This is a genomic window from Pseudoflavonifractor sp. HCP28S3_F10 (assembly GCF_052065415.1).
GTDB lineage: Bacteria > Bacillota > Clostridia > Oscillospirales > Oscillospiraceae > Pseudoflavonifractor_A.
On the sequence record NZ_JBQHUB010000005.1, the window covers coordinates 1 to 23,914 of the forward strand.

At 63.5% G+C, this 23,914-nt stretch carries 26 protein-coding genes and 5 tRNA genes; 15 read left to right on the forward strand and 16 right to left on the reverse strand.

Annotated elements, in window-relative coordinates:
- Positions 1–198 (forward strand): DUF4368 domain-containing protein (locus ACTNBZ_RS03615; RefSeq protein WP_441208337.1); only part of this gene is annotated, 198 nt, incomplete at its 5' end.
- 49 nt (positions 199–247) lie between these two features.
- Positions 248–910 carry a helix-turn-helix domain-containing protein gene (locus ACTNBZ_RS03620; protein WP_441208338.1) on the forward strand — a complete coding sequence of 221 codons (663 nt, stop codon included), beginning with the start codon at positions 248–250 and terminating at the stop codon, positions 908–910.
- 68 nt (positions 911–978) lie between these two features.
- Here the strand turns inward: ACTNBZ_RS03620 and ACTNBZ_RS03625 are convergent, their stop codons facing one another.
- Positions 979–1,533, reverse strand: a complete 555-nt coding sequence (locus tag ACTNBZ_RS03625; protein ID WP_441208339.1) for a Fe-S-containing hydro-lyase — start codon at positions 1,531–1,533, stop codon at positions 979–981.
- 3 nt (positions 1,534–1,536) lie between these two features.
- A complete protein-coding gene (locus ACTNBZ_RS03630; protein WP_441208340.1) occupies positions 1,537–2,238 on the reverse strand; it encodes a hypothetical protein in 702 nt (233 codons plus the stop codon).
- Between the two features lie 231 nt (positions 2,239–2,469).
- Between ACTNBZ_RS03630 and ACTNBZ_RS03635 the strand changes: the two genes are divergently transcribed.
- From ACTNBZ_RS03635 to ACTNBZ_RS03685, 11 genes are all read left to right on the forward strand, one after another.
- Positions 2,470–3,333 carry a class I SAM-dependent methyltransferase gene (locus ACTNBZ_RS03635; protein ID WP_441208341.1) on the forward strand — a complete coding sequence of 288 codons (864 nt, stop codon included), beginning with the start codon at positions 2,470–2,472 and terminating at the stop codon, positions 3,331–3,333.
- 30 nt (positions 3,334–3,363) lie between these two features.
- The gene (locus tag ACTNBZ_RS03640) at positions 3,364–3,648 is read left to right on the forward strand and encodes a hypothetical protein (protein WP_441208342.1); all 285 of its coding nucleotides are present in this window, start codon (positions 3,364–3,366) and stop codon (positions 3,646–3,648) included.
- 54 nt (positions 3,649–3,702) lie between these two features.
- On the forward strand, positions 3,703–4,554 hold the full coding sequence (locus tag ACTNBZ_RS03645) for an energy-coupling factor transporter ATPase (protein WP_441208343.1): 852 nt from the start codon (positions 3,703–3,705) through the stop codon (positions 4,552–4,554).
- 108 nt (positions 4,555–4,662) lie between these two features.
- The gene (locus tag ACTNBZ_RS03650; protein WP_441208344.1) at positions 4,663–5,529 is read left to right on the forward strand and encodes an energy-coupling factor transporter ATPase; all 867 of its coding nucleotides are present in this window, start codon (positions 4,663–4,665) and stop codon (positions 5,527–5,529) included.
- Between the two features lies 1 nt (position 5,530).
- Positions 5,531–6,337 (forward strand): energy-coupling factor transporter transmembrane component T family protein, encoded by an 807-nt coding sequence (locus ACTNBZ_RS03655; protein ID WP_441208345.1) that lies wholly within the window; start codon positions 5,531–5,533, stop codon positions 6,335–6,337.
- Between the two features lie 42 nt (positions 6,338–6,379).
- Positions 6,380–7,150, forward strand: coding sequence for a tRNA pseudouridine(38-40) synthase TruA (gene truA / locus ACTNBZ_RS03660; protein ID WP_441208346.1), 771 nt, complete (start codon positions 6,380–6,382; stop codon positions 7,148–7,150).
- 26 nt (positions 7,151–7,176) lie between these two features.
- On the forward strand, positions 7,177–8,364 hold the full coding sequence (locus ACTNBZ_RS03665) for a DUF5711 family protein (protein ID WP_441208347.1): 1,188 nt from the start codon (positions 7,177–7,179) through the stop codon (positions 8,362–8,364).
- A 37-nt stretch (positions 8,365–8,401) separates the two neighbouring features.
- On the forward strand, positions 8,402–9,112 hold the full coding sequence (locus ACTNBZ_RS03670) for a CvpA family protein (protein WP_441208348.1): 711 nt from the start codon (positions 8,402–8,404) through the stop codon (positions 9,110–9,112).
- A 30-nt stretch (positions 9,113–9,142) separates the two neighbouring features.
- Complete coding sequence (locus ACTNBZ_RS03675; protein WP_441208349.1) at positions 9,143–9,679, forward strand: CDP-alcohol phosphatidyltransferase family protein; 537 nt, start codon at positions 9,143–9,145, stop codon at positions 9,677–9,679.
- A 115-nt stretch (positions 9,680–9,794) separates the two neighbouring features.
- Entirely contained in the window at positions 9,795–12,332 is a 2,538-nt protein-coding gene (locus ACTNBZ_RS03680; RefSeq protein ID WP_441208350.1) for an AAA family ATPase, read from the forward strand.
- Positions 12,333–12,392: 60 nt separating this feature from the next.
- Complete coding sequence (locus ACTNBZ_RS03685; protein ID WP_441208351.1) at positions 12,393–13,028, forward strand: RluA family pseudouridine synthase; 636 nt, start codon at positions 12,393–12,395, stop codon at positions 13,026–13,028.
- Positions 13,029–13,082: 54 nt separating this feature from the next.
- On the opposite strand, the gene ACTNBZ_RS03690 is transcribed toward ACTNBZ_RS03685, so the two are convergent.
- The 10 genes from ACTNBZ_RS03690 to ACTNBZ_RS03735 form a co-directional block, all read right to left on the reverse strand.
- Positions 13,083–13,805 (reverse strand): DNA alkylation repair protein, encoded by a 723-nt coding sequence (locus ACTNBZ_RS03690; protein WP_441208352.1) that lies wholly within the window; start codon positions 13,803–13,805, stop codon positions 13,083–13,085.
- Positions 13,802–14,212: a peptide deformylase gene (locus ACTNBZ_RS03695; protein ID WP_441208353.1), complete on the reverse strand. Its 411-nt coding sequence runs from the start codon at positions 14,210–14,212 to the stop codon at positions 13,802–13,804. The genes ACTNBZ_RS03690 and ACTNBZ_RS03695 overlap by 4 nt, the downstream gene beginning before the upstream one ends.
- A gap of 67 nt (positions 14,213–14,279) precedes the next feature.
- A tRNA-Cys gene (locus tag ACTNBZ_RS03700) sits at positions 14,280–14,353 on the reverse strand.
- Between the two features lie 30 nt (positions 14,354–14,383).
- Positions 14,384–14,459, reverse strand: a tRNA-Gly gene (locus ACTNBZ_RS03705).
- 58 nt (positions 14,460–14,517) lie between these two features.
- Positions 14,518–14,593: transfer RNA gene (locus tag ACTNBZ_RS03710), tRNA-Phe, on the reverse strand.
- Positions 14,594–14,596: 3 nt separating this feature from the next.
- Positions 14,597–14,673 (reverse strand) — tRNA-Asp (locus ACTNBZ_RS03715).
- 23 nt (positions 14,674–14,696) lie between these two features.
- Positions 14,697–14,772 (reverse strand) — tRNA-Val (locus tag ACTNBZ_RS03720).
- A 146-nt stretch (positions 14,773–14,918) separates the two neighbouring features.
- A complete protein-coding gene (gene hslO / locus ACTNBZ_RS03725) occupies positions 14,919–15,797 on the reverse strand; it encodes an Hsp33 family molecular chaperone HslO (protein ID WP_441208354.1) in 879 nt (292 codons plus the stop codon).
- Positions 15,798–15,800: 3 nt separating this feature from the next.
- Complete coding sequence (locus ACTNBZ_RS03730) at positions 15,801–16,550, reverse strand: class I SAM-dependent DNA methyltransferase (protein WP_441208355.1); 750 nt, start codon at positions 16,548–16,550, stop codon at positions 15,801–15,803.
- The gene (locus ACTNBZ_RS03735; RefSeq protein ID WP_441208356.1) at positions 16,537–16,848 is read right to left on the reverse strand and encodes a YerC/YecD family TrpR-related protein; all 312 of its coding nucleotides are present in this window, start codon (positions 16,846–16,848) and stop codon (positions 16,537–16,539) included. The genes ACTNBZ_RS03730 and ACTNBZ_RS03735 overlap by 14 nt, the downstream gene beginning before the upstream one ends.
- Positions 16,849–17,036: 188 nt before the next feature.
- On the opposite strand from ACTNBZ_RS03735, the gene ACTNBZ_RS03740 reads away from it, so the two are divergent.
- Positions 17,037–17,756: an RsiV family protein gene (locus ACTNBZ_RS03740; RefSeq protein ID WP_441208357.1), complete on the forward strand. Its 720-nt coding sequence runs from the start codon at positions 17,037–17,039 to the stop codon at positions 17,754–17,756.
- Positions 17,757–17,846: 90 nt separating this feature from the next.
- The gene (locus ACTNBZ_RS03745; protein WP_441208358.1) at positions 17,847–19,124 is read left to right on the forward strand and encodes an adenylosuccinate synthase; all 1,278 of its coding nucleotides are present in this window, start codon (positions 17,847–17,849) and stop codon (positions 19,122–19,124) included.
- A 118-nt stretch (positions 19,125–19,242) separates the two neighbouring features.
- On the opposite strand, the gene ACTNBZ_RS03750 is transcribed toward ACTNBZ_RS03745, so the two are convergent.
- The 4 genes from ACTNBZ_RS03750 to ACTNBZ_RS03765 are packed head-to-tail and all read right to left on the reverse strand — an operon-like array spanning position 19,243 to position 23,762.
- Positions 19,243–20,244 carry an NAD(P)H-dependent glycerol-3-phosphate dehydrogenase gene (locus ACTNBZ_RS03750; RefSeq protein ID WP_441208359.1) on the reverse strand — a complete coding sequence of 334 codons (1,002 nt, stop codon included), beginning with the start codon at positions 20,242–20,244 and terminating at the stop codon, positions 19,243–19,245.
- A 17-nt stretch (positions 20,245–20,261) separates the two neighbouring features.
- Positions 20,262–20,963 (reverse strand): glycerol-3-phosphate acyltransferase, encoded by a 702-nt coding sequence (locus ACTNBZ_RS03755; RefSeq protein ID WP_441208360.1) that lies wholly within the window; start codon positions 20,961–20,963, stop codon positions 20,262–20,264.
- Between the two features lie 13 nt (positions 20,964–20,976).
- Positions 20,977–22,296 (reverse strand): ribosome biogenesis GTPase Der, encoded by a 1,320-nt coding sequence (gene der / locus ACTNBZ_RS03760; RefSeq protein ID WP_441208361.1) that lies wholly within the window; start codon positions 22,294–22,296, stop codon positions 20,977–20,979.
- Between the two features lie 14 nt (positions 22,297–22,310).
- Complete coding sequence (locus ACTNBZ_RS03765) at positions 22,311–23,762, reverse strand: DUF512 domain-containing protein (RefSeq protein WP_441208362.1); 1,452 nt, start codon at positions 23,760–23,762, stop codon at positions 22,311–22,313.
- Positions 23,763–23,914 lie beyond the last annotated feature (152 nt).

Sequence of the window (23,914 nt, forward strand, 5' to 3'; positions counted from 1 at the left end):
ACCGCCGCCCAGACAGCGGTTGACGCTGAAAAGTGGATAGGTCTGATGAAACAGTATGTCAATCCCACAGAATTGACGGCTGAACTTCTGAATACGCTGATTGAAAAAATCGTTGTCCATGAAGCGGTCAAAGGTGAGGACGGAAGCCGGGAACAGGAGGTAGAAATCTTCTACCGCTTTATCGGCAAAATTGATTGAATGATACCAATATCTTTAACTATGTGATACCGGGACCTCCCGCCCCGATATGGACAATCTCATCTCCCTCGCCGATCTGTTCGGCGTCTCCCTGGACTACCTTCTTCAGGGGCAGGAGCCTGCCCCCGCTCCGGAGGAGGCCGTCCGCACCACAGTGGTCAACCATTATTATGATTGCTGCGGCGGCTGGCACTATGAGTACCGCAGCTCCCGAACGCTCCATGGCCTTCCGCTGGTCCATGTGAACCTGGGCCGGCGCAATTGCTGGGCCAGGGGTGTCTTTGCCGTAGGCAACATCGCCACGGGGCTGGTGGCGGTGGGCGGCATCTCCGTGGGGCTTCTCTCCATCGGCGCACTCGCTTTGGGACTGGCGGCACTGGGCGCGCTGTCCATCGGTCTCCTGGCCGCCGGAGGGGTGGCCATCGGCCTGCTGGCCCTGGGCGGGGTGGCGGTGGGAGGACTGGCTCTGGGCGGCGTCGCCAACGGCGTCTGGGCGGCGGGTGCAGTGGCCAGCGGCACTCAGATCGCCATCGGAAAGGTGGCCGCCGCGCCCCTGGCCATCGGGGAGGAGGTACGGGGCGCAGTTACCTTCTCCGCCGGCAATCTTTCCCTTTCCGCCGTCGAAGCCGCCATCCGTCAGGTCCTCCCCCGGGAGCTGGGCTTTCTGGCCCCGTGGCTGACCTCGCTGGCCGCCCACGTCCGCCTGCCCTGAATATGGAACGCCCGCCGCTTCGGAAGAAGCGGCGGGCGTTTTCTGTGAGTTCGTTTTTATGATTCGGGTCAGGACTCGGTCCGGTAGGCCGCCCGGCCGCTCTCGTAGAGATTGCCGCCGGTGCTGTCGATGGCCACGGTCAGGGGGAAATCCTCCACTGTCATCCGCTTTACCGACTCGCAGCCCAGATCCTCGAAGGCGATGACCTCCACGGTCTTGATGCACCTGGCGATCAAGGCCCCGGCGCCCCCCACCGCGGCAAAGTAACACGCGCCGTTGCGGACGATGGCCTCCACCACCGCGCTTCCCCGTTCGCCCTTTCCGATCATGGCGCCCAGGCCCAAGTCCAGCAGCCGTGGGGCGAATGCGTCCATCCGGCTGGCCGTGGTGGGGCCGCAGGCCCCCACCACCATGCCCTGCTGGCCGGGGGTGGGACCGGCGTAGTAGATCACCGCGTCCTTCAGGGGGAGCGGCAGCTCCTTTCCCTGGTCCAGCAGCTCAAAAAAGCGCTTGTGGGCCGCGTCCCGGGCGGTGTAGATGGTGCCGCTGAGGATGACCCGGTCCCCGGCCCGCAGCCGGGGGGTCATGGCCCGCAGTTCCCCGGTGTTCAGACGGTACTCCATCCCTTACGCCTCCTCCAGCGGAAGGGGCTCGGGCATCCTGGGGCCCATGGCCTCCTCACAGGTCTGGATCATCTGCTTGAGCTCGGCGTCATGCTCGCCGAATTCGGCGGACAGTCCTTCCATGCTCTTGCGCACCCGGTCCAGCTCCCCGCAGGTGTGGGTGATGGTGGCGCTTACGTCGCTGCGCATCCGGTCATAGCTGGCCTGGACCTTATAGATCCACTGCTCCAGCTCCTGCCGGGCCTTCTCCACCTCTTCCTGGGCGGCGGCCTCGATGCTCTGGGCCCGGCAGTGGGCCTCCAGCTCGATGCCGGCGGTGCGGTCCTTGATGCTCTCGTAGGCCCTGGCCGACTGCTCCGCCTTCTCCAGCCGGGCCTTCATCTGGCCCATCTGCTCCCGCAGGGCGGCGGCATCCTGCTCCTGCCGGGCGCTCTCGCTCCGGCACTCCACAAGCTCCTCCGCTCTCTCGCTCAGCTCGCCCCGGAGCCCCTGTACCTGGGCCGAGAGCTCCACACTGCGGCGCTCGGCGCTCTCCGTCCGGTCACGGTACTTGTCCCGCTCCTCCCGGCACTGGTCCAGCTCCCGCTGGAGCTGCTCCAGCTTGGCCCCGTGCTCCCGGTTGGCCCTTTCGATATAATCCAGTACGTCCTGCTTGACGAAACCGCCCAGCGCGGCGGTCCGGAATTGGATTTCCGCTGTCTCCACTTGCGTACACGCTCCTTTTCCCTGTTGTCCCGGGGTCTGTTAATTCGAGTTATTTTATCACAGTTTCCCCGGCATTACAATCACAAGTCTGTCGGAAGGGGCCGAAAGCCGGCAGACCCGGCGCAAAATTTTTATCCGGACAGGTTTCAGGGCCCCTATTCCATTTGACGCTGGTAAAAATAGTTGATATAATAACCTGATTGTACTTCAGATAAATGGAGAGAGCCTATTATGTGGATTTCAGACACCTGGAAGGACTATGAACTCATCGACTGCGGCCGCGGGGAGAAGCTGGAGCGGTGGGGAGAGCACACCCTGGTCCGGCCCGACCCGCAGGCCATTTGGAACACCCCCCGCCGCCATCCCGGCTGGAAGAAGCACGACGCCCGCTACGCCCGCTCCTCCACCGGCGGCGGCGCCTGGGAGACCAAACATCTCCCTGACCGCTGGACCGTGGGCTACCGGGACCTCACCTTCAACATCAAGCCCATGAACTTCAAGCACACCGGCCTCTTCCCCGAGCAGGCCGCCAACTGGGACTTTGCCCGGGAGCAGATCAAAAAGGCCGGCCGGCCCATCAGCGTGCTCAACCTCTTCGCCTACACCGGCGGCGCCACCGTGGCCTGCGCCGCCGCCGGGGCCAGCGTCTGCCATGTGGATGCGGCCAAGGGCATGGTGAGCTGGGCCCGGGAGAATGCCAGGTCCTCCGGCCTGGAGGACGCCCCCATCCGCTGGATCATCGACGACTGCGGCAAGTTCGTGGAGCGGGAGATCCGCCGGGGCCGCCGGTACGACGCCATCATCATGGACCCGCCCTCCTACGGCCGGGGACCCTCCGGCGAGATCTGGAAGCTGGAGGAGAACCTCTATCCCTTCGTGGAGCTGGTGTCCGGCGTGCTGTCCGACCAGCCTCTTTTCGTCATTATCAACTCCTACACCACCGGTCTGGCCCCCTCGGTGCTGACCTATATTCTGGAGACCATCGTCTCCCGGAAGTACGGCGGCCATACCGAGAGCCAGGAGCTGGGCCTGCCCGTCACCGAGACCGGTCTGGCCCTCCCCTGCGGCGCCACCGGCCGCTGGATGGCGTACTGAGAGGCGCTGCCGGCAAAGAAAGGGGCCTGTATGAAACGGTTCTGGTGCGCTTTCGCCCTGTGCCTGTTCTCAGTCAACTCCCTGGCCGCCATCGCCCTTCTTCTCACCGGACTGAGTCTTTTTCTCATCCATGAGGCCCATATGAACGAGGCGCCCTGGATGGACCGGATCCGGGACGGCTCAATCTGCCCGCCTGTGTGGTGCTGGACAACTATTCCTACGCCCACTACCTGGAGCCAAAGGCGGGCGGCCTGCTCCGCCGGGATCTCATCACTTTTTGCTCCGGTTTTATTCCTGCTCTTTTATTTACCATAAGCTGGCTGGCGGGACGCCTGAGCCGCTCTGCCGCCGGAAAATGAGGCGAATATCATGCGTGAACCGATCATCAAAACCGAGGACCTCCGCTTCTCTTACGCCGCCGCGCCCGGGGAGGACGCCTCCGGCGTGCTCTGCGGCGTGGATCTGGCCATTGAGGAGGGCTCCTTCGTAGCCATTCTGGGCCACAACGGCTCGGGCAAATCCACTCTGGCCAAGCATATGAACGCCATTCTCCTGCCCTCCGGCGGAACGGTGTATGTGGACGGCATGGACACCGCCGATGACAGCCGCCTGCTGGACATCCGCCGTACCGTTGGCATGGTGTTCCAGAACCCGGACAACCAGATCGTGGCCAACGTGGTGGAGGAGGATGTGGCCTTCGCTCCCGAGAACCTGGGCGTGCCCCCGGAGGAGATCCGCCGCCGGGTGGACGACGCGCTGAAGGCCGTGGGCATGTACGAATTCCGGGAGCACGCCCCCCATCTGCTCTCCGGCGGACAGAAGCAGCGGGTGGCCATCGCCGGCGTCATCGCCATGGCGCCTCGCTGCATCGTGCTGGACGAGCCCACCGCCATGCTGGACCCGGTGGGCCGCCGGGAGGTACTGGACACCATTAAGAAGCTCAACCGGGAAAAGGGCGTCACTGTGGTCCTCATCACCCACCACATGGACGAGGCCGCCCAGGCCGACCGGCTGGTGGTCATGTCCGGCGGCAAAGTGGTGGCCGACGGCGCGCCCAGGGAGGTCTTTCAGCACGTGGAGGAGCTGCGCTCTGTGGGCCTCACCGTACCCGAGACCACTGAGCTGCTCTGGGAGCTTCGGCAGGACGGGCTGGACCTGCCGCTGGACGCCCTCAGCGATGAGGAGTGTGCCCAGGCCCTCTTCCGGCTTTTGAAGCATTAAGAACCTGTACTCGTAGATTGAGAATACAGATCCTAAACCCCCTTCTATGGGCTTGCGGGCGTCATCCCATCCGGGAGATGCACCACTTTCGCAAAGGACTGAAGTCATTTGGAACCCATCATTCAAACTGAACACCTCTCCCATGTCTATTCAGCGGGCACGCCCTTTGAGCGGGGCGCCCTGACGGACGTGAACTTTATCGCCTACAAGGGCGAGTACCTGGGCGTCATCGGCCACACCGGCTCGGGCAAATCCACCCTGATCCAGCACCTCAACGGCCTTCTCAAGCCCACCTCGGGCCGGGTGCTGCTGGAAGGCAAGGATATTTGGGAGAGCAAGGAGCGCACCCATCAGACCCGTTTCCAGGTGGGGCTGGTATTCCAGTACCCCGAGTACCAGCTCTTCGAGGAGACCATCTATAAGGATATCGCCTTCGGCCCCAAAAATATGGGGCTGGACGAGGCGGAGATCGACCGCCGGGTGCGGGAGGCCGCCGCCTTCGTGGGCCTGGAGGAGGATATGCTGCAGCAGTCCCCCTTTGAGCTCTCCGGCGGACAGAAGCGCCGCGTGGCCATCGCGGGCGTCATCGCCATGGAGCCCAAGGTCCTCATTCTGGACGAGCCCACCGCCGGCCTGGACCCGGCGGGCACTGAGCAGATTTTGCAGAACATCCATGACTACCACGCGGCGCAGAACGCCACCATCATTCTGGTCTCCCACTCCATGGAGGAGGTGGCCCGGACGGTGGACCGCCTGGTGGTGGTCAACGACGGCCGCATCCCCTTCCAGGGAACCCCCCGGGAGGTCTTTCAGCACGGGGCCGAACTGGAGGCCATGGGTCTGGGCGTGCCCCGGATGACCCGGGTGTTCCACCGCCTGCGGGCCATGGGCGTGGACATCGATCCCTCGGTCTACACCATCGAGCAGGCCAGGCAGGCCGTCCTCAGCTGCCTGGCGCGGAAGGAGGGGCGGTAACATGGCGCTCAAAGACATCACCCTGGGGCAGTATTTCCCCGGGAACACCGTCCTCCACCGGATGGATCCCCGCACCAAGATCCTGCTCACCGTGTTCTACATCGCCGCTCTCTTCCTCTGCAAGCACCTCCCCTCCTATCTGGTCCTCATGGCCGTGCTGGCGGCGGCGGTGGCCGTCTCCAAGGTAGGGATCAAGGCCGTGGTCCGGGGCATGAAGCCCATCGTGGTCATCATCGTCATCACGGGCGTGCTCAACCTGTTCTACACCCCCGGCCGGGAGATCTGGCGTTGGGGCTTCCTCAAGATCACGGTGGAGGGCGTCTGGACCGCCATCTACATGATATTGCGCATCGCCATGCTCATCACCTGCACCTTCCTGCTGACCTACACCACCTCTCCCATCCTCCTCACCGACGGACTGGAGAAGCTGATGGCTCCCCTGAAAAAGCTGAAGGTGCCCGTCCATGAGCTGGCCATGATGATGTCCATCGCCCTGCGTTTCATCCCCACCCTGATCGAGGAGACCGACAAGATCATGTCGGCCCAGAAGGCCCGGGGCGCCGACTTCGACTCGGGCAACCTGATCCAGAAGGCCCAGGCCCTGATCCCCCTGCTGGTGCCCCTGTTCATCTCCGCCTTCCGCCGTGCCGACGAGCTGGCCGTGGCCATGGAGTGCCGCTGCTATCACGGCGGCGAGGGTAGGACCCGCATGCGGGTGCTCCGCTTCCGGTCCTTCGACTTCATCGGCCTGGCCATCGGGGCCGCTCTGGTGGTCCTGGTGTTGGTCCTGCGGCGGTTTGGGCTGTAAGTCTCCGACCTTCAACCATTTTTAAGGTGATTTTAAGTATTTATGAGAAACATTGCGCTACAATTGATGTATGTGGGCACGGCTTACCACGGCTGGCAGGTCCAAAAGACGGTGGTCACGGTGGCCGAGACCCTGGAAAAGGCCCTGGCCACCGTGGTGTGCCACCCGGTGAAGTGCACCGGCGCCGGCCGTACCGACGCAGGCGTCCACGCCGAGACCTATATCGCCAACTTCCGCACCACCTCCGCCATCCCCTGTGACCGTATCCCCCTGGCGGTGAACACCCGCCTGCCCGAGGATATCGTGGTGGTACGGGCGGTGGAGGTGCCGGAGGAATTCAACGCCATCGGCTCCTGCCTGCGGAAAGAGTACACCTACCGCATCTATAACTCCCGCATCCGCAACGCCTTTTTCGTGGACCGGGCCTGGTTCTATCCCAAGCCGCTGGACGCGGAGGTCATGCAGCGGGCGGCCAGCCAGTTCGTGGGCACCCACGACTTTGCCGCCGTCCAGTCGGTGGGCACCGAGGTCCAGTCCACTGTCCGCACCGTCCACTACTTTGATATCACACGTACCGGCGACCTCATCACCTGCAAGGTGTGCGCCAACGGCTTCCTCTACAACATGGTGCGGGCCATGGTGGGCACCTGTGTCTATGCCTCGGAGGGAAAGCTCTCCCCCGAGGATATCCCCCGCCTGCTGGAGGCGCGCAACCGCACCGCCGCCGGCCCCACCGTGCCCCCCGGCGGGCTGTACATGACCCGTCTTTGGTATGACGAGGCCACCCTCGGTATGGTGGTCCCCACCATCTGACCCCTAAGAAACAGGAGCTTATGTCTATGGAACTTATGGAGCCAAAGGCGACCCCGCCCAAGAAAAAACCGAATCTGCTCTTCCGCCTGCTGGCTTTTCTCACCACCCTGGCCCTGATGCTGGGGGCTGTGCTGCTGGTGGCCAACCGGGATAAGCTGAACCTGGACGGCGTGCGCCGCTGGTTCAGCTACCGCAGTCTGGAGCGCACCGACAGCGGCCAGGCCGAGTCCTTCTCCTACGACGGCGGCAGTACCAACAGCTTCGCCACCCTGGATGGCGGATTGCTGGTCTGCTCTCCCTCCAACATCCGGCTCTACTCCGGCGGCGGCACACTGTACATCGACGAGACCGTCTCCATGGAGCAGCCGGTGGTGGACAGCAACGAGTCCTCCGCCCTAGTCTACGACGCAGGCGGGCGGGACCTGTACGTCTTTTCCGGAAAAGAACAGGTCTTCCGCCAGACCCTGGACGAGGGGGAGACCCTTCTCTCCGCCCGGCTCAACGATGCGGGCTGGATGGCGGTCACCGCCCAGGAGAGCGGCTTCAAGGGCACGGTGACGGTCTATGACGCCTCCTTCCAGCCAGTACTGCGCATCAAGCTCTCCAGCCGCTTCATCACCGACGCGGTGGTCTCCCCCGACTGCAAATCAGTGGCCCTCCTCACAGTGGGGGCGGAGGGCAGCCAGTTTGAGAGCCGGCTGGAATTCTACCGGCTCTCCCGCTCCGCGGAGGACGTGGAGCCCGACGTGCAGACCTCTCTGGGCAACAACGTCAGTCTGGACCTGCGCTGGACGGCAGACGGCGTGTGGGTGCTGGGGGAAAGCGCGGTTTCCCTGGTCTCCCCCGACGGCTCGGTCTCCGGCACGTATTCGTACACCGGCCGCTACCTCAAGGGCTTCTCCCTGGGGGGCGACGGGCGGGCCGTGCTGCTGCTGGGCAAATACCGTGCGGGCAGCTCCGCCGACCTGGTGGTGGTGGACGGCGCCGGTACGGTCACCGCCTCCCGCTCCCTCAGCGAGCAGGTCTTTTCCCTCTCGGCCGCGGGCAGGTACATCGCCCTGCTCTCCGCCGGACGACTGGATATCTACACCCAGGACCTGGAGGTCTACCGCACCCTGGAGACGACCCAGGGCGCCCGCCGGGTCATTCAGCGCGCCGACGGCAGCACCATGCTGATGAACGCGGATACCGCCCATCTCTACGTCCCCAACTGACCGTTCCATCCACCCTTGTCTCTTCGCGGAGGTTTCCATGTCTTATCTCATTCTTGATCTTCTGGTCCTGCTGGTCATCGCCCTCTTCGTATGGAGAGGGGCTGCCAAAGGCTTTATCCTCTCTTTCTGCGGCCTCCTTGCCATCCTGGTAGCCTTTATCGGGGCCGGCTTTGCCGCCAACACCCTCTCCCCCGCCGTGGCCCGCGCCATCGAGCCCCGGCTGGCCAGCGCCATAGAGGCGCAGCTGGAGGAACAGCTCCACCAGGCAGGCCAGACCGCCGATGGAGCTGCCGCGGAGGTGGAGCTCCCCATGGGGGACGTGCTGAACGCCCTGCGGGAGATGGGCTTTTATGAGGAGCTGGTGGATACCGTGGACCGGGCCGTGGAAAACGGCATGGCCGCCGTGGCCGCCGACGCCGCCGCCCGGGTGGCCGCCTCCATCGCCCAGGCCATCGCCTACCGGATCATTTTTGCCCTCTCTTTCGTGCTCATCCTGGCCGCGTGGGGTGCGCTCAGCCACGCGCTGGACCTGGTGGCCCGGCTCCCGGGGCTCCACTTTCTCAATAAGACCGCCGGCGCCGCCATCGGCTTTGTCAAGGCCATCCTGGTCCTCTTCCTGGCCGCGTGGCTCATGGAGCTTATGGGCGTCATCATCCCGGAGGAGACCGTCCGGCAGACCCATCTGCTCCAGTTCTTCCTGTACACCAGTCCCATGGAGCTGCTCCGTACCGGCGCATTCCCGGCCTGAGCCGCGGCGCTCTGTTTTTGGAGGTCACTTATGAATATTCCCAATCTGCTCTCCCTGCTCCGCCTGGCCATGGTGCCGGTATTTGCGGCGGTCTTTTTCCTGCCGGACCCCTCCGCCCGCTACTGGGCCGCCGCCGTCTATGCCCTGGCCTTCGCCACCGACATTGCAGACGGCTATATTGCCCGCCGCTTTAACCAGATCACCCGTCTGGGCCGCATCCTGGATCCTCTGGCGGACAAGATGATGACCTTCACCGTCATCATCTGCATCGCTGCGGCGGGCATCATCCCCATCTGGGCGGTGGTGGTCTTTTTCCTGAAGGAGGCCGCCATGGGAGTGGGCGCCCTGTCCCTCTACCACAAAGTGGACGACGTCATCTCGGCCAACTGGCTGGGCAAGGCCTCCACCGGCTTCTTCTTCGTGGTCTGCGCCGCCCTGGTCCTCTTCCCCGCCATCCCCCGGAAGTGGGCCACCGTCCTCATCTCCCTGGCCCTGGCCCTGACCATCGCCGCATTTGTACGTTACCTCTGGCAATATCTGTCCCTGATGGGAAAACGCAGATCGTGAAAAGACATTCATACGCAGTTCATAATTTCGCGTTAGAATCATACGACCGGGAGGACCAGCCTCCCCCGCGGCCCGCCGCCCGACGGCAGCCGCGCCGCAAAGGAGTTGAAATCGCATGCAGCCGACACTCTGTTCCAGATGTCATAAAAATGTCGCCGTTATCTTTATTCAGAAGCTGGAGAACGGCGTTTCCAAGACCGAGGGGCTCTGTCTCAAGTGCGCCAAGGAGATGGGCATCAAGCCTCTGGACGATATGATGCAGAAGATGGGCATCACCGACGAGGATCTGGAGACCCTCTCCAATGAGATGATGACCGCCATGGGCTCCCCCGAGGGGATGGAGGGCCTGATCCCCTCTGACTCTGAGGAAGATGACGAAGAGGACGAGGAGGGCAAGACCGCAACCTTCCCCTTCCTCAACAAGCTCTTCGGCTCGGCCCAGAACCAGGAACCTCCCGCCTCCTCCGGCGAGCCCCCCCGCTCCAACCGGGAGGAAAAGGGCAAGGGCGACCGCCCCCCCAAGCGCAAGTTTCTGGAGAACTACTGCATCTCCCTGACCCAGAAGGCCGCCGAGGGCAAGCTGGATAACATCGTGGGCCGGGAAGAGGAGATCCAGCGGACCATCCAGATCCTCAACCGCCGGCAGAAGAACAACCCCTGCCTCATCGGCGAACCCGGCGTGGGCAAGACCGCCATCGCCGAGGGGCTGGCCCAGCGCATCTACAACAAGGACGTGCCCTACAAGCTCCAGGACAAGGAGGTCTATCTGCTGGACCTGACCGCCCTGGTGGCGGGCACCCAGTTCCGGGGCCAGTTCGAGAGCCGCATGAAGGGCCTCATTGAGGAGATCAAAAAGCTGGGCAACATCATCCTGGTCATCGACGAGGTACACAACATCGTGGGCGCCGGCGACGCCGAGGGCAGCATGAACGCCGCCAACATCCTCAAGCCCGCCCTCTCCCGGGGCGAGATCCAGGTCATCGGCGCCACCACCCTCACCGAGTACCGCAAGCACATTGAGAAGGACACCGCCCTGGAGCGGCGGTTCCAGCCCGTCATTGTGGAGGAGCCCTCGGTGGAGGATGCGGTGAAGATCATTCAGGGTATTGCTCCCTACTATGAGAAGTACCACTTCGTCTCCATCTCGCCCCAGATGTGCCGTCTGGCCGTGACCATGAGCGAGCGGTACATCACCGACCGCTTCCTCCCCGACAAGGCCATCGACCTCATCGACGAGGCCTGCTCCGACGTGAACCTCCACAATGCCAATCTGGCCCGGGAGGCCCAGGTCCGCAAGGAGCTGGAGACCCTCTCCGCTGACCGGGAGCGCATGGTAAGCGAGGCCAACGCAAAAGAGTACAAGCGTCAGAATGACCTGAAGGCCAACGAGCAGAAGCAGGCCGAGCTGCGCCGCCAGCTGGGCAGGCTGGCGGAGGAGCGCAGCGCGCTGGCCGCCGCCTCCGGCCAGGAGGCGGGCATCCGGGACAATGAGCGGGAGCAGGCCCGCCTGCAGCGGGAGCTGGCCACTCTCAACAAGGAGCATATCTCCCTGGCCACCGAGAGCGACGGCAACCAGTACGAGCGCCTGGCCGAGATGAAGAGCCGGGAGCTCCAGCTCCAGGAGGAGCTGAACAAGCTGGAGGCCCAGAGCGCCCCTCCCCTGACGGTGGAGCATCTGGCCCGGGTCATCGAGCTGTGGACCAAGATCCCCGCAAGCTCCATTCAGGAGGCCGAGTATGAGCGGCTGGCCAGGCTGGAGGAGCGGCTGAAGGAGCACCTCATCGGCCAGGACGAGGCCGTCCGGGCGGTGTCCGCCGCTGTACGCCGGGGCCGGGTGGGCATCGCGTCCAAGCGCAAGCCCGTGTCCTTCATCTTCGTGGGCTCCACCGGCGTGGGCAAGACCGAGCTGGTCAAGCGGCTGGCCCAGGACCTGTTCCACTCCCCTGAGTCTCTCATCCGGCTGGACATGTCCGAGTTCATGGAGAAGTTCTCGGTCTCCCGCATCATCGGCTCTCCCCCGGGCTATGTGGGCTATGACGAGGCCGGCCAGCTCACCGAGAAGGTCCGCCGCAAGCCCTACTGTGTCATTCTCTTTGACGAGATCGAGAAGGCCCATCCCGACGTGCTCAATATCCTGCTCCAGATCCTGGACGACGGCCACATCACCGACGCCCAGGGCCGCACCGTGAACTTTGAGAACACGGTCATCGTCATGACCTCCAACGCGGGCAGCGACACTCGGGGCTCCGGCAGCGTGGGCTTTGGCCGCACCGCCAACGAGCAGGGCCGGGAGCGGGCCATGAAGGCGCTGGAGTCCTTCCTCCGCCCCGAGTTCATCAACCGGGTGGACGAGATCGTCTATTTCAACAAGCTCACTGAGGAGAACTTCAAGGCCATCGCCGGTATCATGCTGGGCGAGCTGCGCGCCTCTCTTCAGGAGAAGGGCATCTCCTTCACCTGGGATGACGCACTGCTGGACTATCTGGTAAAAAAGTCCTACTCGGTGACCTACGGCGCCCGCAACCTGCGCCGCCAGATCCAGAAGGATCTGGAGGACGCCATCGCCACCAAGCTCATTGAGAGCTATCTCACCCCGCTCAGCGCCATTGCCGTCACCGCTGACGGCGATCAGGTTATCCTCAACGCACAGTAAGCACAGCGGGACGCCGCCGCCCGGAGAGGCGGCGGCGTCCTTTTTAACAAGGAGGCCCCTATGGAACTGATCTACACGGACGACAGCATCCTGGTCTGCATCAAGCCCGCCGGCGTCCTCTCCACTGACGAGCCGGGGGGCGTGCCCGAGCTGGCCCGCCAGGCCCTGGGGGACCCCTCCGCCTGCGTCAAGACCGTCCACCGGCTGGACCGGGTGGTCAGCGGCCTGATGGTGCTGGCCCGCTCCTCCTCCGCCGCCTCCCGGCTCTCAGAACAGGTCCGGGACCAGGTATTTCAGAAGGAGTACCTGGCGGTGGTCCACGGCGTCCCACCGGAGCCGGAGGGCGCCTTCACCGACCTGCTCCTGCGCTCCAGGCCCGAGCGCAAGACCTATGTGGTCCATCACATGGAGAAGGGCGTGCAGGAGGCCGTCCTCCGCTACCGGGTGCTGGGCAGCGCCGGCGGTCTGAGCCGGGTGAAGATCCGGCTCCTCACGGGCCGGACCCATCAGATCCGGGCCCAGTTCTCCTCCCGGGGCCTTCCCCTGGTGGGGGACCGGAAGTACAGCCTGCTGGAGGATGACTGCCCCATCGCCCTCTGGTCCCACAGCCTCTCCTTCCGCCACCCCGTCACCGGGGAGCCCCTTCGCTTTGTACAGGAGCCGCCTGCCATCTACCCCTGGACCCAGGTGCCCTGAACGCAAAAAGAGCCGGTCATCCTCGGATGACCGGCTCTCGCTTTATAGGATGTCTTATTGTTCTTCCGTTGTTCCGCCCTTGGGGAGCCTGCGCCTGAGCTGCCGCAGGCAGGACTTGTGCTCATCCGTAACGCGGTAACTCTCAAGCGCTTTCTGGATCGCCTTGTTGTGGGTCCAGGGCTCCAGCCGCCCCTCCCGGATGTAGGGCAGGGCCGCGTCGTACTGCTTGGCCAGGGCCGTGGCGAAAAACCAGGCGATCATCATGTCCACGTAGTACTCCCCGCCCCGCACATGGGCCACCCAATCCAGGTACTCGGGGCGGAATGCCTCGTCCAGATAGAAGGTCATCAGCATCTCGATGCCGAAGCGGACGGTGTAAGGCGCGTCAGAGGCCATCCAGCGCCTGATCTCCCCCAGCAGCTCGGCAAGATGCTTTTTGAACACCCTGGGCCGCATCAGGTCGCAGGTGGCCCAGTTGTCCACGTAGGGCAGAAAGGCGTCCAGCGCCGCCACCGCCGCGTCATAGTCCCGGATGGACTCAATGAGGAAGCCGTGGAGATTGTTTTCCTCGTAGTAGCGGTGGGGCAGGATGGACAGGAATTCCGCCGCCTCCGGCGTTTTGGCGAACTCTTTGGCAAACGCCCGCAGCTGAGGCGTGCGCACACCGATGACTTTATCCGGCGGCACCGTGGGCATCAGCTTACGGTGGAACTCCCGGTAGGAAAGGTCCTGCATCTCAAACAGCCTGGCCTGTACCGCCCTTTCCACGCCGCTCATATCAGCACCCCGTTGCAGTGGTCGATCTCATGCTGGATGATCTGGGCCGTCCAGCCGGTGAAGGTCCTGAGCCGGGTCTGGAACTGCCCGTTCTGGTAGCGCACCTTGACGGAGCGGTAGCGCTTCGCCTTCCGCACCCCGGGCAGCGAGAGGCATCCCTCCTCCGCACCGTAGGGCTGGGAGCATTTTACAATCTCCGGGTTGAAGAGCACCGTGCACTCCTCCCCCTCGTAAAATACAATGATCCGCTTGAGCACGCCGATCATATTGGCCGCCATACCCACGCAGCCCTCCCGATGGGCACGGAGCGTGTCTATCAGGTCCTGGGCCACCGGCAGGTCCTCCACCGTGGCGGGGGCGGACTTTTGGGCCAGAAAGATGGGGTCCTTCATAATGGGCCGGATCATTTCTCTTCACCTCTTTGGTTTCAAAATATGAAAAAGCCCCGGGGCTTTCGCCCCGGGGCCTTCATTCTGGAGGCGCCACCCAGAATCGAACTGGGGATAAAGCTTTTGCAGAGCTCTGCCTTACCGCTTGGCTATGGCGCCGTATGGAGAACAGGATGACCTGTTCTCATTTGGAGCAGGTGACGAGGCTCGAACTCGCTACCTCCACCTTGGCAAGGTGGCGCTCTACCAGATGAGCTACACCTGCATACCGCAGAAAAACTTTGGAGCTCTCCCTGAGATACATCAGGTATCTCAGGGAGAGATGGTGCCTCCGGCCGGAATCGAACCAGCGACACGGGGATTTTCAGTCCCCTGCTCTACCAACTGAGCTACAGAGGCAAATGGCGACGCGGAAGGGACTTGAACCCTCGACCTCCGGCGTGACAGGCCGGCGTTCTAACCAACTGAACTACCGCGCCAGATTGATTAAGGATATGTAATTTGGTGGGAACAACAGGGCTCGAACCTGTGACATCATGCTTGTAAGGCATGCGCTCTACCAGCTGAGCTATGCTCCCCTGTCTCACACCTTGTATCTGCCGCAGCGCCGTCACTCACGCGGCGAAAGTTATTATAGCAAAAACTCCGGTGGATGTCAACTGTAATTTTCCCTTTTTTCACCGTCCCGCCGGGCCGCTCTCTTCCAGCCCGGCGGGACGATGGCTTACATCTCTTTCCGGATGGTCTCCAGTTCCTCCCGGTCGAAGTGGTACACCTTGTCACAGAACTGGCAGGTCAGCGTGGCCTCCCCCTGCTCCTCGATGAGAGAGCCCAGTTCCTCCCTGCCCATGCTGATGAGGGCCCGGGTCACCCGGTCCCGGCTGCAGTAGCAGCGGTACTCCACCGGGGATTCCTCCAGCACCTCCAGCTCAAAGCCGTCCAGCACCTGCCGCAGCAGCTCCAGGGGCATGATCCCCTCCCGCAGGGAATTTGTCACCGCGCCCACCCGGGCCACGCCCTGCTCGATGCGGGTGATCATGTCATCGGTAGCCCCCGGCAGGAGCTGGATGAGATAGCCGCCGGCGCACAGGACGCTCTGGTCGGTATTCACCAGCACCCCCAGGGCGCAGGCGGTGGGGATCTGCTCGCTCTCGGCAAAATAGGCGGTGATATCGTCGGCGATCTCGCCGGAGAGCAGGCCGATGCTGCCCACGTAGGGCTCCTTCAGGCCGATGTCCTTGATGACGGTCATGGTGCCGTCCACGCCCACGGCAGCGCCCACGTCCATCTTGCCCGGCGCCTTCTCCACCAGCTCCACCTGGCCGTTCTGGACGTAGCCCCGCACGTTGCCCGCGCTGTCCGACACTGTGGTGATGGTGCCCAGGGGGCCGCCGCCCCGGATCTGGAGGGTGACGGAGCCGTCCTCCTCCTTGAGCTGGTTGCCCATCATGGAGCAGCCCATGAGGGCACGGCCCAGGGCGGCGGTGGCCACCGGCAGGGTCTTGTGGATCTGCCGGGCCCGCTCCACGATCCCCCGGGCCGAGATGGCGCTGGCCTTGATGGGCGCATCCTTGGCCAGCACTCTTACGATCTGATCTGACATGCTTTACATTTCCTTTCGTGCGACAAAAAAGACCCGCTGCTCCCCCTCCCGGGGGGCGCGCATCCTCCGCTCGCCATATCGCTTTATGCCGGTGAACCCGGCCCGGCGGAGCATTTCCTCCAACTCATCCGGCTCATAGGCGTATTCCTCATGCAGCTCCTCGCCCCGCTCCCACAGGCCGCTCTCCGTCAGCCGGAAGAGGTCCATGGCGTAGGTGCAGATCCGCCGCCGGGCTGAGTACTCCGCCCGCCAGACACAGTAGGTATCCTCGGTCTCGTCCAGAAAGACCTGCCCGTCCAGGCTCCGGAGCTTTTCGGGGGTGTTCACGTCGAAGATGAACATCCCACCCGGCATCAGGAACAGGTGGACCCGCTGGAAGGCCCGCTCCAGCACGGCGGGCCGGGTGACGTAGTTGACGCTGTCCAGACAGCAGACGCAGGCGTCAATGGTGCCGTACAGATCCAGCCTGTCCATGGACTGGTGGAGGAAGATGGGGCGCTCCCCCTCCACGTCCCGGCACTTTTCATTGGCCTCAGCCAGCATGTCCTCCGACAGGTCCACACCGATCATCTCATAGCCCCGCTCCGCCAGCTCCCGGGTCAGGCTGCCGGTGCCGCAGGCCAGGTCCAGCACGGTATGCACCGGGATGGCACAGCGGGCAAAGTGCTTTTCCAGATAATCGGCCCATTTGGCATAGCCCACGTCGGTGGTCAGCTCATCATAGCACCCGGCCAAAAACTCATAGCTGGCCATTGGCCTTCAGCTTCTCCTTCACCCGGGGCAGCACCGTCTGGTAGCCGTCCGCTCCGTACTGCAGGGAGCGGTTCACCCGGCTGATGGTGGCGCTGGACGCGCCTGTCCGCTCCAGGATATCGTTGTAGATCATCCCGTCGCTGAGGAGAAGGGCCACCTCGAACCGCTGCTCCATGGAGCGCAGCTCGGCGATGGTACACAGGTCCGAGAAAAACTTCTTGCACTCGTCCAGGTCCTTGAGGGACAGGATGGTCTCGTATAGCAGGTCCCCCTGCTCTTTCTTCACATTTTTAGGCAAAACGGTTACCCCCCGCTTTTTTTGAGCCGGCCCACATGTCCGTGATAGGTGGAACCAGCTTTTCTATATTTTATCAAATCACTTCAACAAAGTAAACAGGTTTTGTGATTTTTCCATCAGCACACCGTTTTTCTCTCTCCGCCATAGGATGGTATGAACAAATTTCCCCAGGACAAGGAGGCGTCCCTATGGATCACCCATCCCTCTCTCCCGGACTCATCCCCATCCAGCCCAGCCGCTGTGTCCAGCAGCTCAAGCAGGAGGGCAGGCCCGTTCTCCTGCTCTCCCTGTCCCTGCCCCGTCTGGTAAGCGAGGACAGGGGCGCAAAACGGATCAACCGCTATTATCAGCACCTGTGCGACCGATGGCGTGCCCGCTGGTGCGGACCCCTGTACCAGCGGGCCTGCGCGGCAGAGCGGGCAGCGCTGGACGCCTCCCGTCCCTTCCGTCCCTGGCGGGTGCAGGTGGACTACACGCTCACCCTCCAGACCCCCACTCTGCTCAGCCTGTTCTGGGAGGTGCGGGAGGAGCTGGACGCCGCCGGTCTTCCCCGGCGGCACGGGGATACCTGGCAGCTGCCCTGGGGCGCTCCCCTCTCCCTGCGCGCCCTGCTGCCGCCTTCCAGCCGGCGGCGTTCCGCTGTACTGGCCGAGGTGGCCCGGCAGATCCGGGAGCGGACGTCCGCCGGCGAGGAACAGTATCACCAGGACTGGCCCCGGCTCATCCGGACCCGTTTCTCCCCCGAGCAATTCTACATTACGGAGGAGGGTCCTGTCCTCTTCTATCCCGTCTGCTCCATTGCCCCCCGCTTTGAGGGTACGCCCACTTTTTCCCTCTCAGCGCTGGCGGGCAATGAGGGAACTTTTTTGCCCAATGCACCTTGTAATCAGCCGGAAAAAGCGATATAATAACCCCGCCGTTCCGGGACAGCCGGGATACGGTCATGTTCGCACGCGGGAAAAGGCCAATGTGCGAATCCCCGCGGCAGGAGGAACATTATGGTAAAAGCAATCGTTGGCGCAAACTGGGGCGACGAGGGCAAGGGCAAGATCACCGATCTTTTCGCCGAAAAGTCCGATGTGGTCATCCGCTTTCAGGGCGGCGCGAATGCCGGCCACACCATCATCTGTGACTACGGCAAGTTCGCTCTGCATCAGCTTCCCTCCGGCGTGTTCTACCCCCACACCACCAACATCATCGGAAATGGTGTGGCGCTCAATGTTCCCGCTTTTCTGAAGGAGCTCAAGACTCTGGAGGATGGCGGCGTACCTGCCCCCCATATCATTGTGGATCAGCGCACCCAGCTCCTCATGTCCTATCACATCCTGCTGGACACCTATGAGGAGGAGCGTCTGGCCGGAAAGGCCTTCGGCTCCACCAAGTCGGGCATTGCCCCCTTCTACTCCGACAAGTATGCCAAGATCGGCATCCAGGTAGCCGACCTCTACGACGAGGCGCGGCTGATGGAGCGGTTGGAGCACGTCTGCGAGCTGAAGAATGTACTGATGGAGCATCTCTACCATAAGCCCCTGCTGGATCCCAAGGCTCTCTTCGAGGAGCTGATGGGCTACCGGGACGCCCTGTCCCCCTATGTGGGAGACGCCGTCACCTTCGTGCACAAGGCTCTGGCCGAGGGCAAGGAGATCCTGCTGGAGGGCCAGCTGGGCTCCATGAAGGATCCCAACCTGGGCATCTGCCCCATGACCACCTCCTCCCACACCCTGGCCGGTTTCGGCACCGTGGGCGGCGCAGTGCCCCCCACCGCCATTAAGGACGTAGTGGTGGTCACCAAGGCCTACTCCTCCTCCGTGGGCGCCGGCGCTTTCGTCAGCGAGCTCTTCGGGGATGAGGCCGAGACCCTCCGCCGCAACGGCGGCGACGCCGGCGAGTACGGCGCCACCACCGGACGGCCCCGCCGTGTGGGCTGGTTCGACGCCGTGGCCACCAAGTACGGCTGTATGGTCCAGGGCGCCACTCAGGTGGTGCTGACCGCCATCGACTGCCTGGGCTACCTGGACGAGATCAAGGTCTGTACCGGCTACGAGATCGACGGCAAGGTCACCGCCGACTTCCCCGTTCCCGCCCTGCTGGAGCATGCAAAGCCGGTCTATGAGACCCTTCCCGGCTGGAAGTGCGACATCCGCGGCATCACCGACTACAGCAAGCTGCCCCAGGCGGCCCGGGACTATGTGGACTTCCTGGAGGAGCATATCGGCTACCCCATCACCATCGTCTCCACCGGCCCCAAGCGCCACGAGATCTCTCTCCGCAAATAATTTTTATGCCCGGACCGCTCAGGCGGCCCGGGCATGTTTTCCTCACGTAACAAAGGCCGGACGCGGCTCCATTCAGGGGCCCGTCCGGTCTCTTTCTCATGTCGCAGTGTCTTGAAGATCAGACCCAGCTGTCCTCGATCTCATGCTTTTTGGCCCGGGTCATCAGCTCCGTGAGCACCTGACGGGGGTCCTTGCCCTCATAGAGCACCGAGTAAGCCGCCTCGGTGATGGGCATCTCCACGCCCATTTTATCGGCCAGGGCCTTGCCGTTGGCAGTGGCATAGTACCCCTCCACCACCGCGCCGATCTGCTTGATGGCCTCCTCTACCGGCACACCCTGACCGATGAGGATGCCGCAGCGGCGGTTGCGGGAGTGCATGGAGGTACAGGTAACGATCAGGTCGCCCACGCCGGTGAGTCCGGCGAAGGTCTCCTTCCGCCCGCCCATGGCCACACCCAGCCGGGCGATCTCGGTGAGGCCCCGGGTCATCAGGGCGGCCTTGGTGTTGTCGCCAAAGCCCATGCCGTCGCACACGCCGGCGCACAGGGCGATGATGTTCTTCAGGGCCGCGCCCAGCTCCACGCCCACGATGTCCGGAGAGGTGTAAACCCGGAAGCGCCCGTTCATAAAGAGGTCCTGGACCTTCTCGGCGGCCTCCTGATCCCTGGAGGCCGACACCACCGCGGTGGGCACCCGGCGGCCCACCTCCTCGGCGTGAGAGGGCCCGCACAGGGCCACCACCGGGAACCGGGGCCCCAGCTCCTCCCCAATGGCGTCGGTGAGGGTCATGGAGGTCTCCTTCTCGATGCCCTTTGACACCGAGACCACGATGGTCCCCGGGTCCAGCAGGGGGGCCAGATTCCGGGCCGTGCCCCGCACCGCGAAGGACGGTGTGGCAAGGACCACCACTTCACAGCCTTTGACGCAGCTCAGATCGCTGGTGAGATGGAGCTCCTTCGGCAGGGGCACGCCCTTGAGCATGGGATTCTCTCCCGTCTCCCGCAGGACCCTGGACTCCTCCTCAAAATAGGACCAGAGCGTTACGTCGTTCCCGTTTTCCAGCAGCACCATGGCCAGGGCCGTACCCCAGCCGCCGCTGCCCAGAACTGCAGTTTTCACGGCAAATCCTCCATTCCTCATGATTTCTTATGCAGGGTAAATTTGGACTCTTCGCCCCGGAGCAGGCGGCCGATGTTTCCCCGGTGCTTCCAGAGGATCAGCCCGCCGATGAGAACGGCCATCCCGGTGAGCAGCCAGTCATGGTAGACAAACCAGGTGGCAAAGGGGAAGCTGGCCCCGGCCCAGCAGGAGCCCAGGGACACATACCGGGTCAGGACGGCCAGGATGAGGAAGCCGCCCCACACCACCAGCGCCACCCGCCAGTCCAGCATGAGGGCGATGGTGCCGCCGGACAGAATGCCCTTGCCTCCCTTGAAGTCGAACATACAGGGGAACATATGCCCCAGCAGACACCACAGGCCGGCCCAGTACCTGATTTCGTTGGACAGGCCCGGCCAGCCCACCAGCCACACTGCCAGCAGGCCAAACCCCACGGCCAGGATAGCCTTCACCACGTCAGAGAGAATGACCACCAGAGTCAGCTTTCCGCCGAACACCCGGTGGAAATTGGTCAGTCCGGCATTGCCGCTGCCGTGGCTGCGGATGTCATTATGCAGGATGTATTTGGAGACGATGATGGCGCCGTTGGAGCAGCCCAGAAAATAGGCCGCCACCGCCACCACCACCGCCAGCCCCGCCAGCAGCAGCGGATTGGGCAGGGCGCACATCACCGCCCAGTCCGGCCGGCCGTTGACCAGCGCGCGAAAGGATTCCAGCATGGTCCACCCCTCCTCAGCTGTCGCCCTTCTGCCGGATGGTCAGCCGCACAGGCGTCCCCTCCAGGCCGAAGGTGTTGCGGATCTGGTTTTCGATATAGCGCTGATAGGAGAAGTGGAAGAGCTTGGCGTCGTTGCAGAAGCAGACGAAGTGGGGGGGCTTCACGCCCACCTGGGTCATATAGAATACCTTCAGCCGCCGGCCCTTGTCGCTGGGGGGCTGCACCCGGGCGGTGGCGTCGGCCAGCAGGGTGTTGAGCATGCCCGTGGTCACCCGCATGGAGGCCTGGTCGTTGACGTAGTTGATCAGCTCGAAAAGCCGGGGCACCCGCTGGCCGGTAAGGGCCGAGATGAAGAGGATGGGGGCGTAGGGCATATAGCTCAGGTCCCGGCGGATATCCTCCCGCATGCGGTCCATGGTCTTGTCGTCCTTCTCCACCGCGTCCCACTTGTTGACCACGATGATGCAGGCCTTGCCCGCCTCATGGGCCAAGCCGGCCACCTTGGTATCCTGCTCGGTGACGCCCTCGTTGGCGTCGATGAGAATGAGACACACGTCGCTGCGCTCGATGGCCATGGTGGCCCGCAGGACGGAGAATTTCTCGATGGGGTCATCCACCTTGGACTTCTTGCGCATGCCGGCGGTGTCGATGAGGAGGTATTTGCCCTTCTCGTTCTCAAAATAGCTGTCCACCGCGTCCCGGGTGGTGCCCGCCATGTTGGAGACGATGACCCGCTCCTCCCCCAGGATGCGGTTGACCAGGCTGGACTTGCCCACGTTGGGCTTGCCGATGATGGCCACCTTGATCACATCGCTCTCGGGCTCTTCCTCCTCTTCCTCGGGGAAGTAGTCGAAGCAGGCGTCCAGCAGGTCGCCGGTGCCGTGGCCGTGGACGGCGGACACGGGGATGGGGTCGCCCAGGCCCAGGTTGTAGAACTCATAGATGTCCGGATTGGTCCGGCCCACCTGGTCCATTTTGTTCACCGCCAGCACCACCGGCTTGCCCGACTTGAGCAGCATCTTGGCCACCTCGTGGTCAGAGGCGGTGAGACCGGTCTTGATATCGCAGACAAAGATGATGACGGTGGCGTTCTGGATGGCGATCTCGGCCTGTTGGCGCATGAAGGACAGGATCTCGCTGTCGGTGCCCGGCTCGATGCCGCCGGTGTCCACGATGTCGAAGGTCCGGTCCCTCCACTCGCACTCGGCGTACAGGCGGTCCCGGGTGACACCGGGGGTGTCCTCCACGATGGACAGACGCTGCCCGCAGAGCTTGTTGAACAGCATGGACTTGCCCACGTTGGGCCGGCCCACGATGGCTACTAAGGGTTTCATCTGGTCACTCTCCTTTATTCGGAACGCCGTTCCCGCGGCGGATTATAGCGGTAATACTCCTCGCCGGCGGACGCAGAGGGCTCCTCTTCCTCCCAGTCGTCCCCGTCGTCGTCCTCATCGCAGAGGACCCATTCCACGCCGTCCTCTCCGTCATCCCAGCAGCCCTCGAAGATGGCGTCCACCAGGGCGCCGCCGTCCTGTTCCACCGGGACCACCCGCACCTTCAGCGCGTCCTCCACCTCATCCACCGTCACGTCGTCCAAAAAGACGTTCTCCTCGTGGCGGAGCATGTTTTGGGGAATGAGCAGCCGGGTGCCCAGGGAGTCCTCCCGCAGCCCGCCGATCAGGTCCCGGCCGGTGATGAGCCCGGCCACGGTGATGCTCTCGCCGAAGAAGCGGTTGAGGATGGGGACCACCCGGCCCCGGAGGGCAGGGCATTTTTTCTTCGCTTCCTCCACCAGCTGCTTGAGATAGGGGGCCGCCGCCGCGCCGGTGGCGATGGTGAAGGGCTCCGGCTCCTCGTCCCCCTCCACGGCCTCCAGGGCCGCCATGAACTCGCTCTCCAGCAGGCGCAGCATGCCCACGCCGTTCTCCAGCTGGGTGAAGTTCTCATAATAGGACTCGGGAGGCAGCTCCCGCCCCGCCTTGAGATAAAACTCGTCGGAGCACCAGATCAGCCGGGTGCCCAGCTTCTTCCGGCACACTTCGGCAAAGGACTCCACCTGATCCAGCGTGGCCGCCGCCCGCTCCGGGGTGTAGGGCTCCAGCGGATAGAGCCCCTCCCGGAATCTGGTCAGGCCCACCGGCACCACCGACACGCTGTTCACGCCGGGATAGAGCCCGGCCAGGTCCTCCATGGTGCGGGCAAGAGCCTCTCCGTCGTTGATGCCCGGGCAGGCCACCACCTGGCAGTTCATGGTGATGCCCGCGGCGGCAAAGCGGCGCATGTGGTCCATGCACTCCCCCGCCCGCCGGTTTTTGAGCATCTTCACCCGCAGCTCCGGGTCGGTGGCGTGGACCGACACGTTGATGGGGCTGATACGCAGGTCGATGATCCGCTGCAGCTCCCGCTCCGATAGGTTGGTCAACGTGATATAGTTGCCCATCAGAAACGAGAGGCGGGCGTCGTCATCCTTGAAATAGAGGGTCTTGCGCATGCCGGGCGGCATCTGGTCCACGAAGCAGAAGATGCAGTTGTTGGCGCAGGAGCGGGCCCGGTCCATCAGATAGGTCTCAAAATTGAGCCCCAGGTCCTCCCCCTCCTCCTTCTCCACGCGGACCAGGCGGGTGTTCCCGTCCTCCTCTGTCAGCGTCAGCTCCAGGCAGGGATCGTAGGTATAGTATTTGTAGTCCAGCACATCCACGATGGGATGGCCGTTCACATGGGTCACGGTCTCGCCGGGCCGCAGTCCTGCCCGCAGGGCGGGACTGTCCTCGTCTACCGTTCGGATCTTTGTCAGGCTCATAGCGCTCCCCTGTTCCGCCGGAGGGCGGTCCTTCCGGGCGGTCCCGCTGAACCGCCCATTCTGTTCTTTCGTTCTATTTTAATACGGACCGGGCAAAGCCGCAAGTCCTGTCATCCCTCTATTTTGCCCGGAAGCGGGTCTTTCCAGGCAAA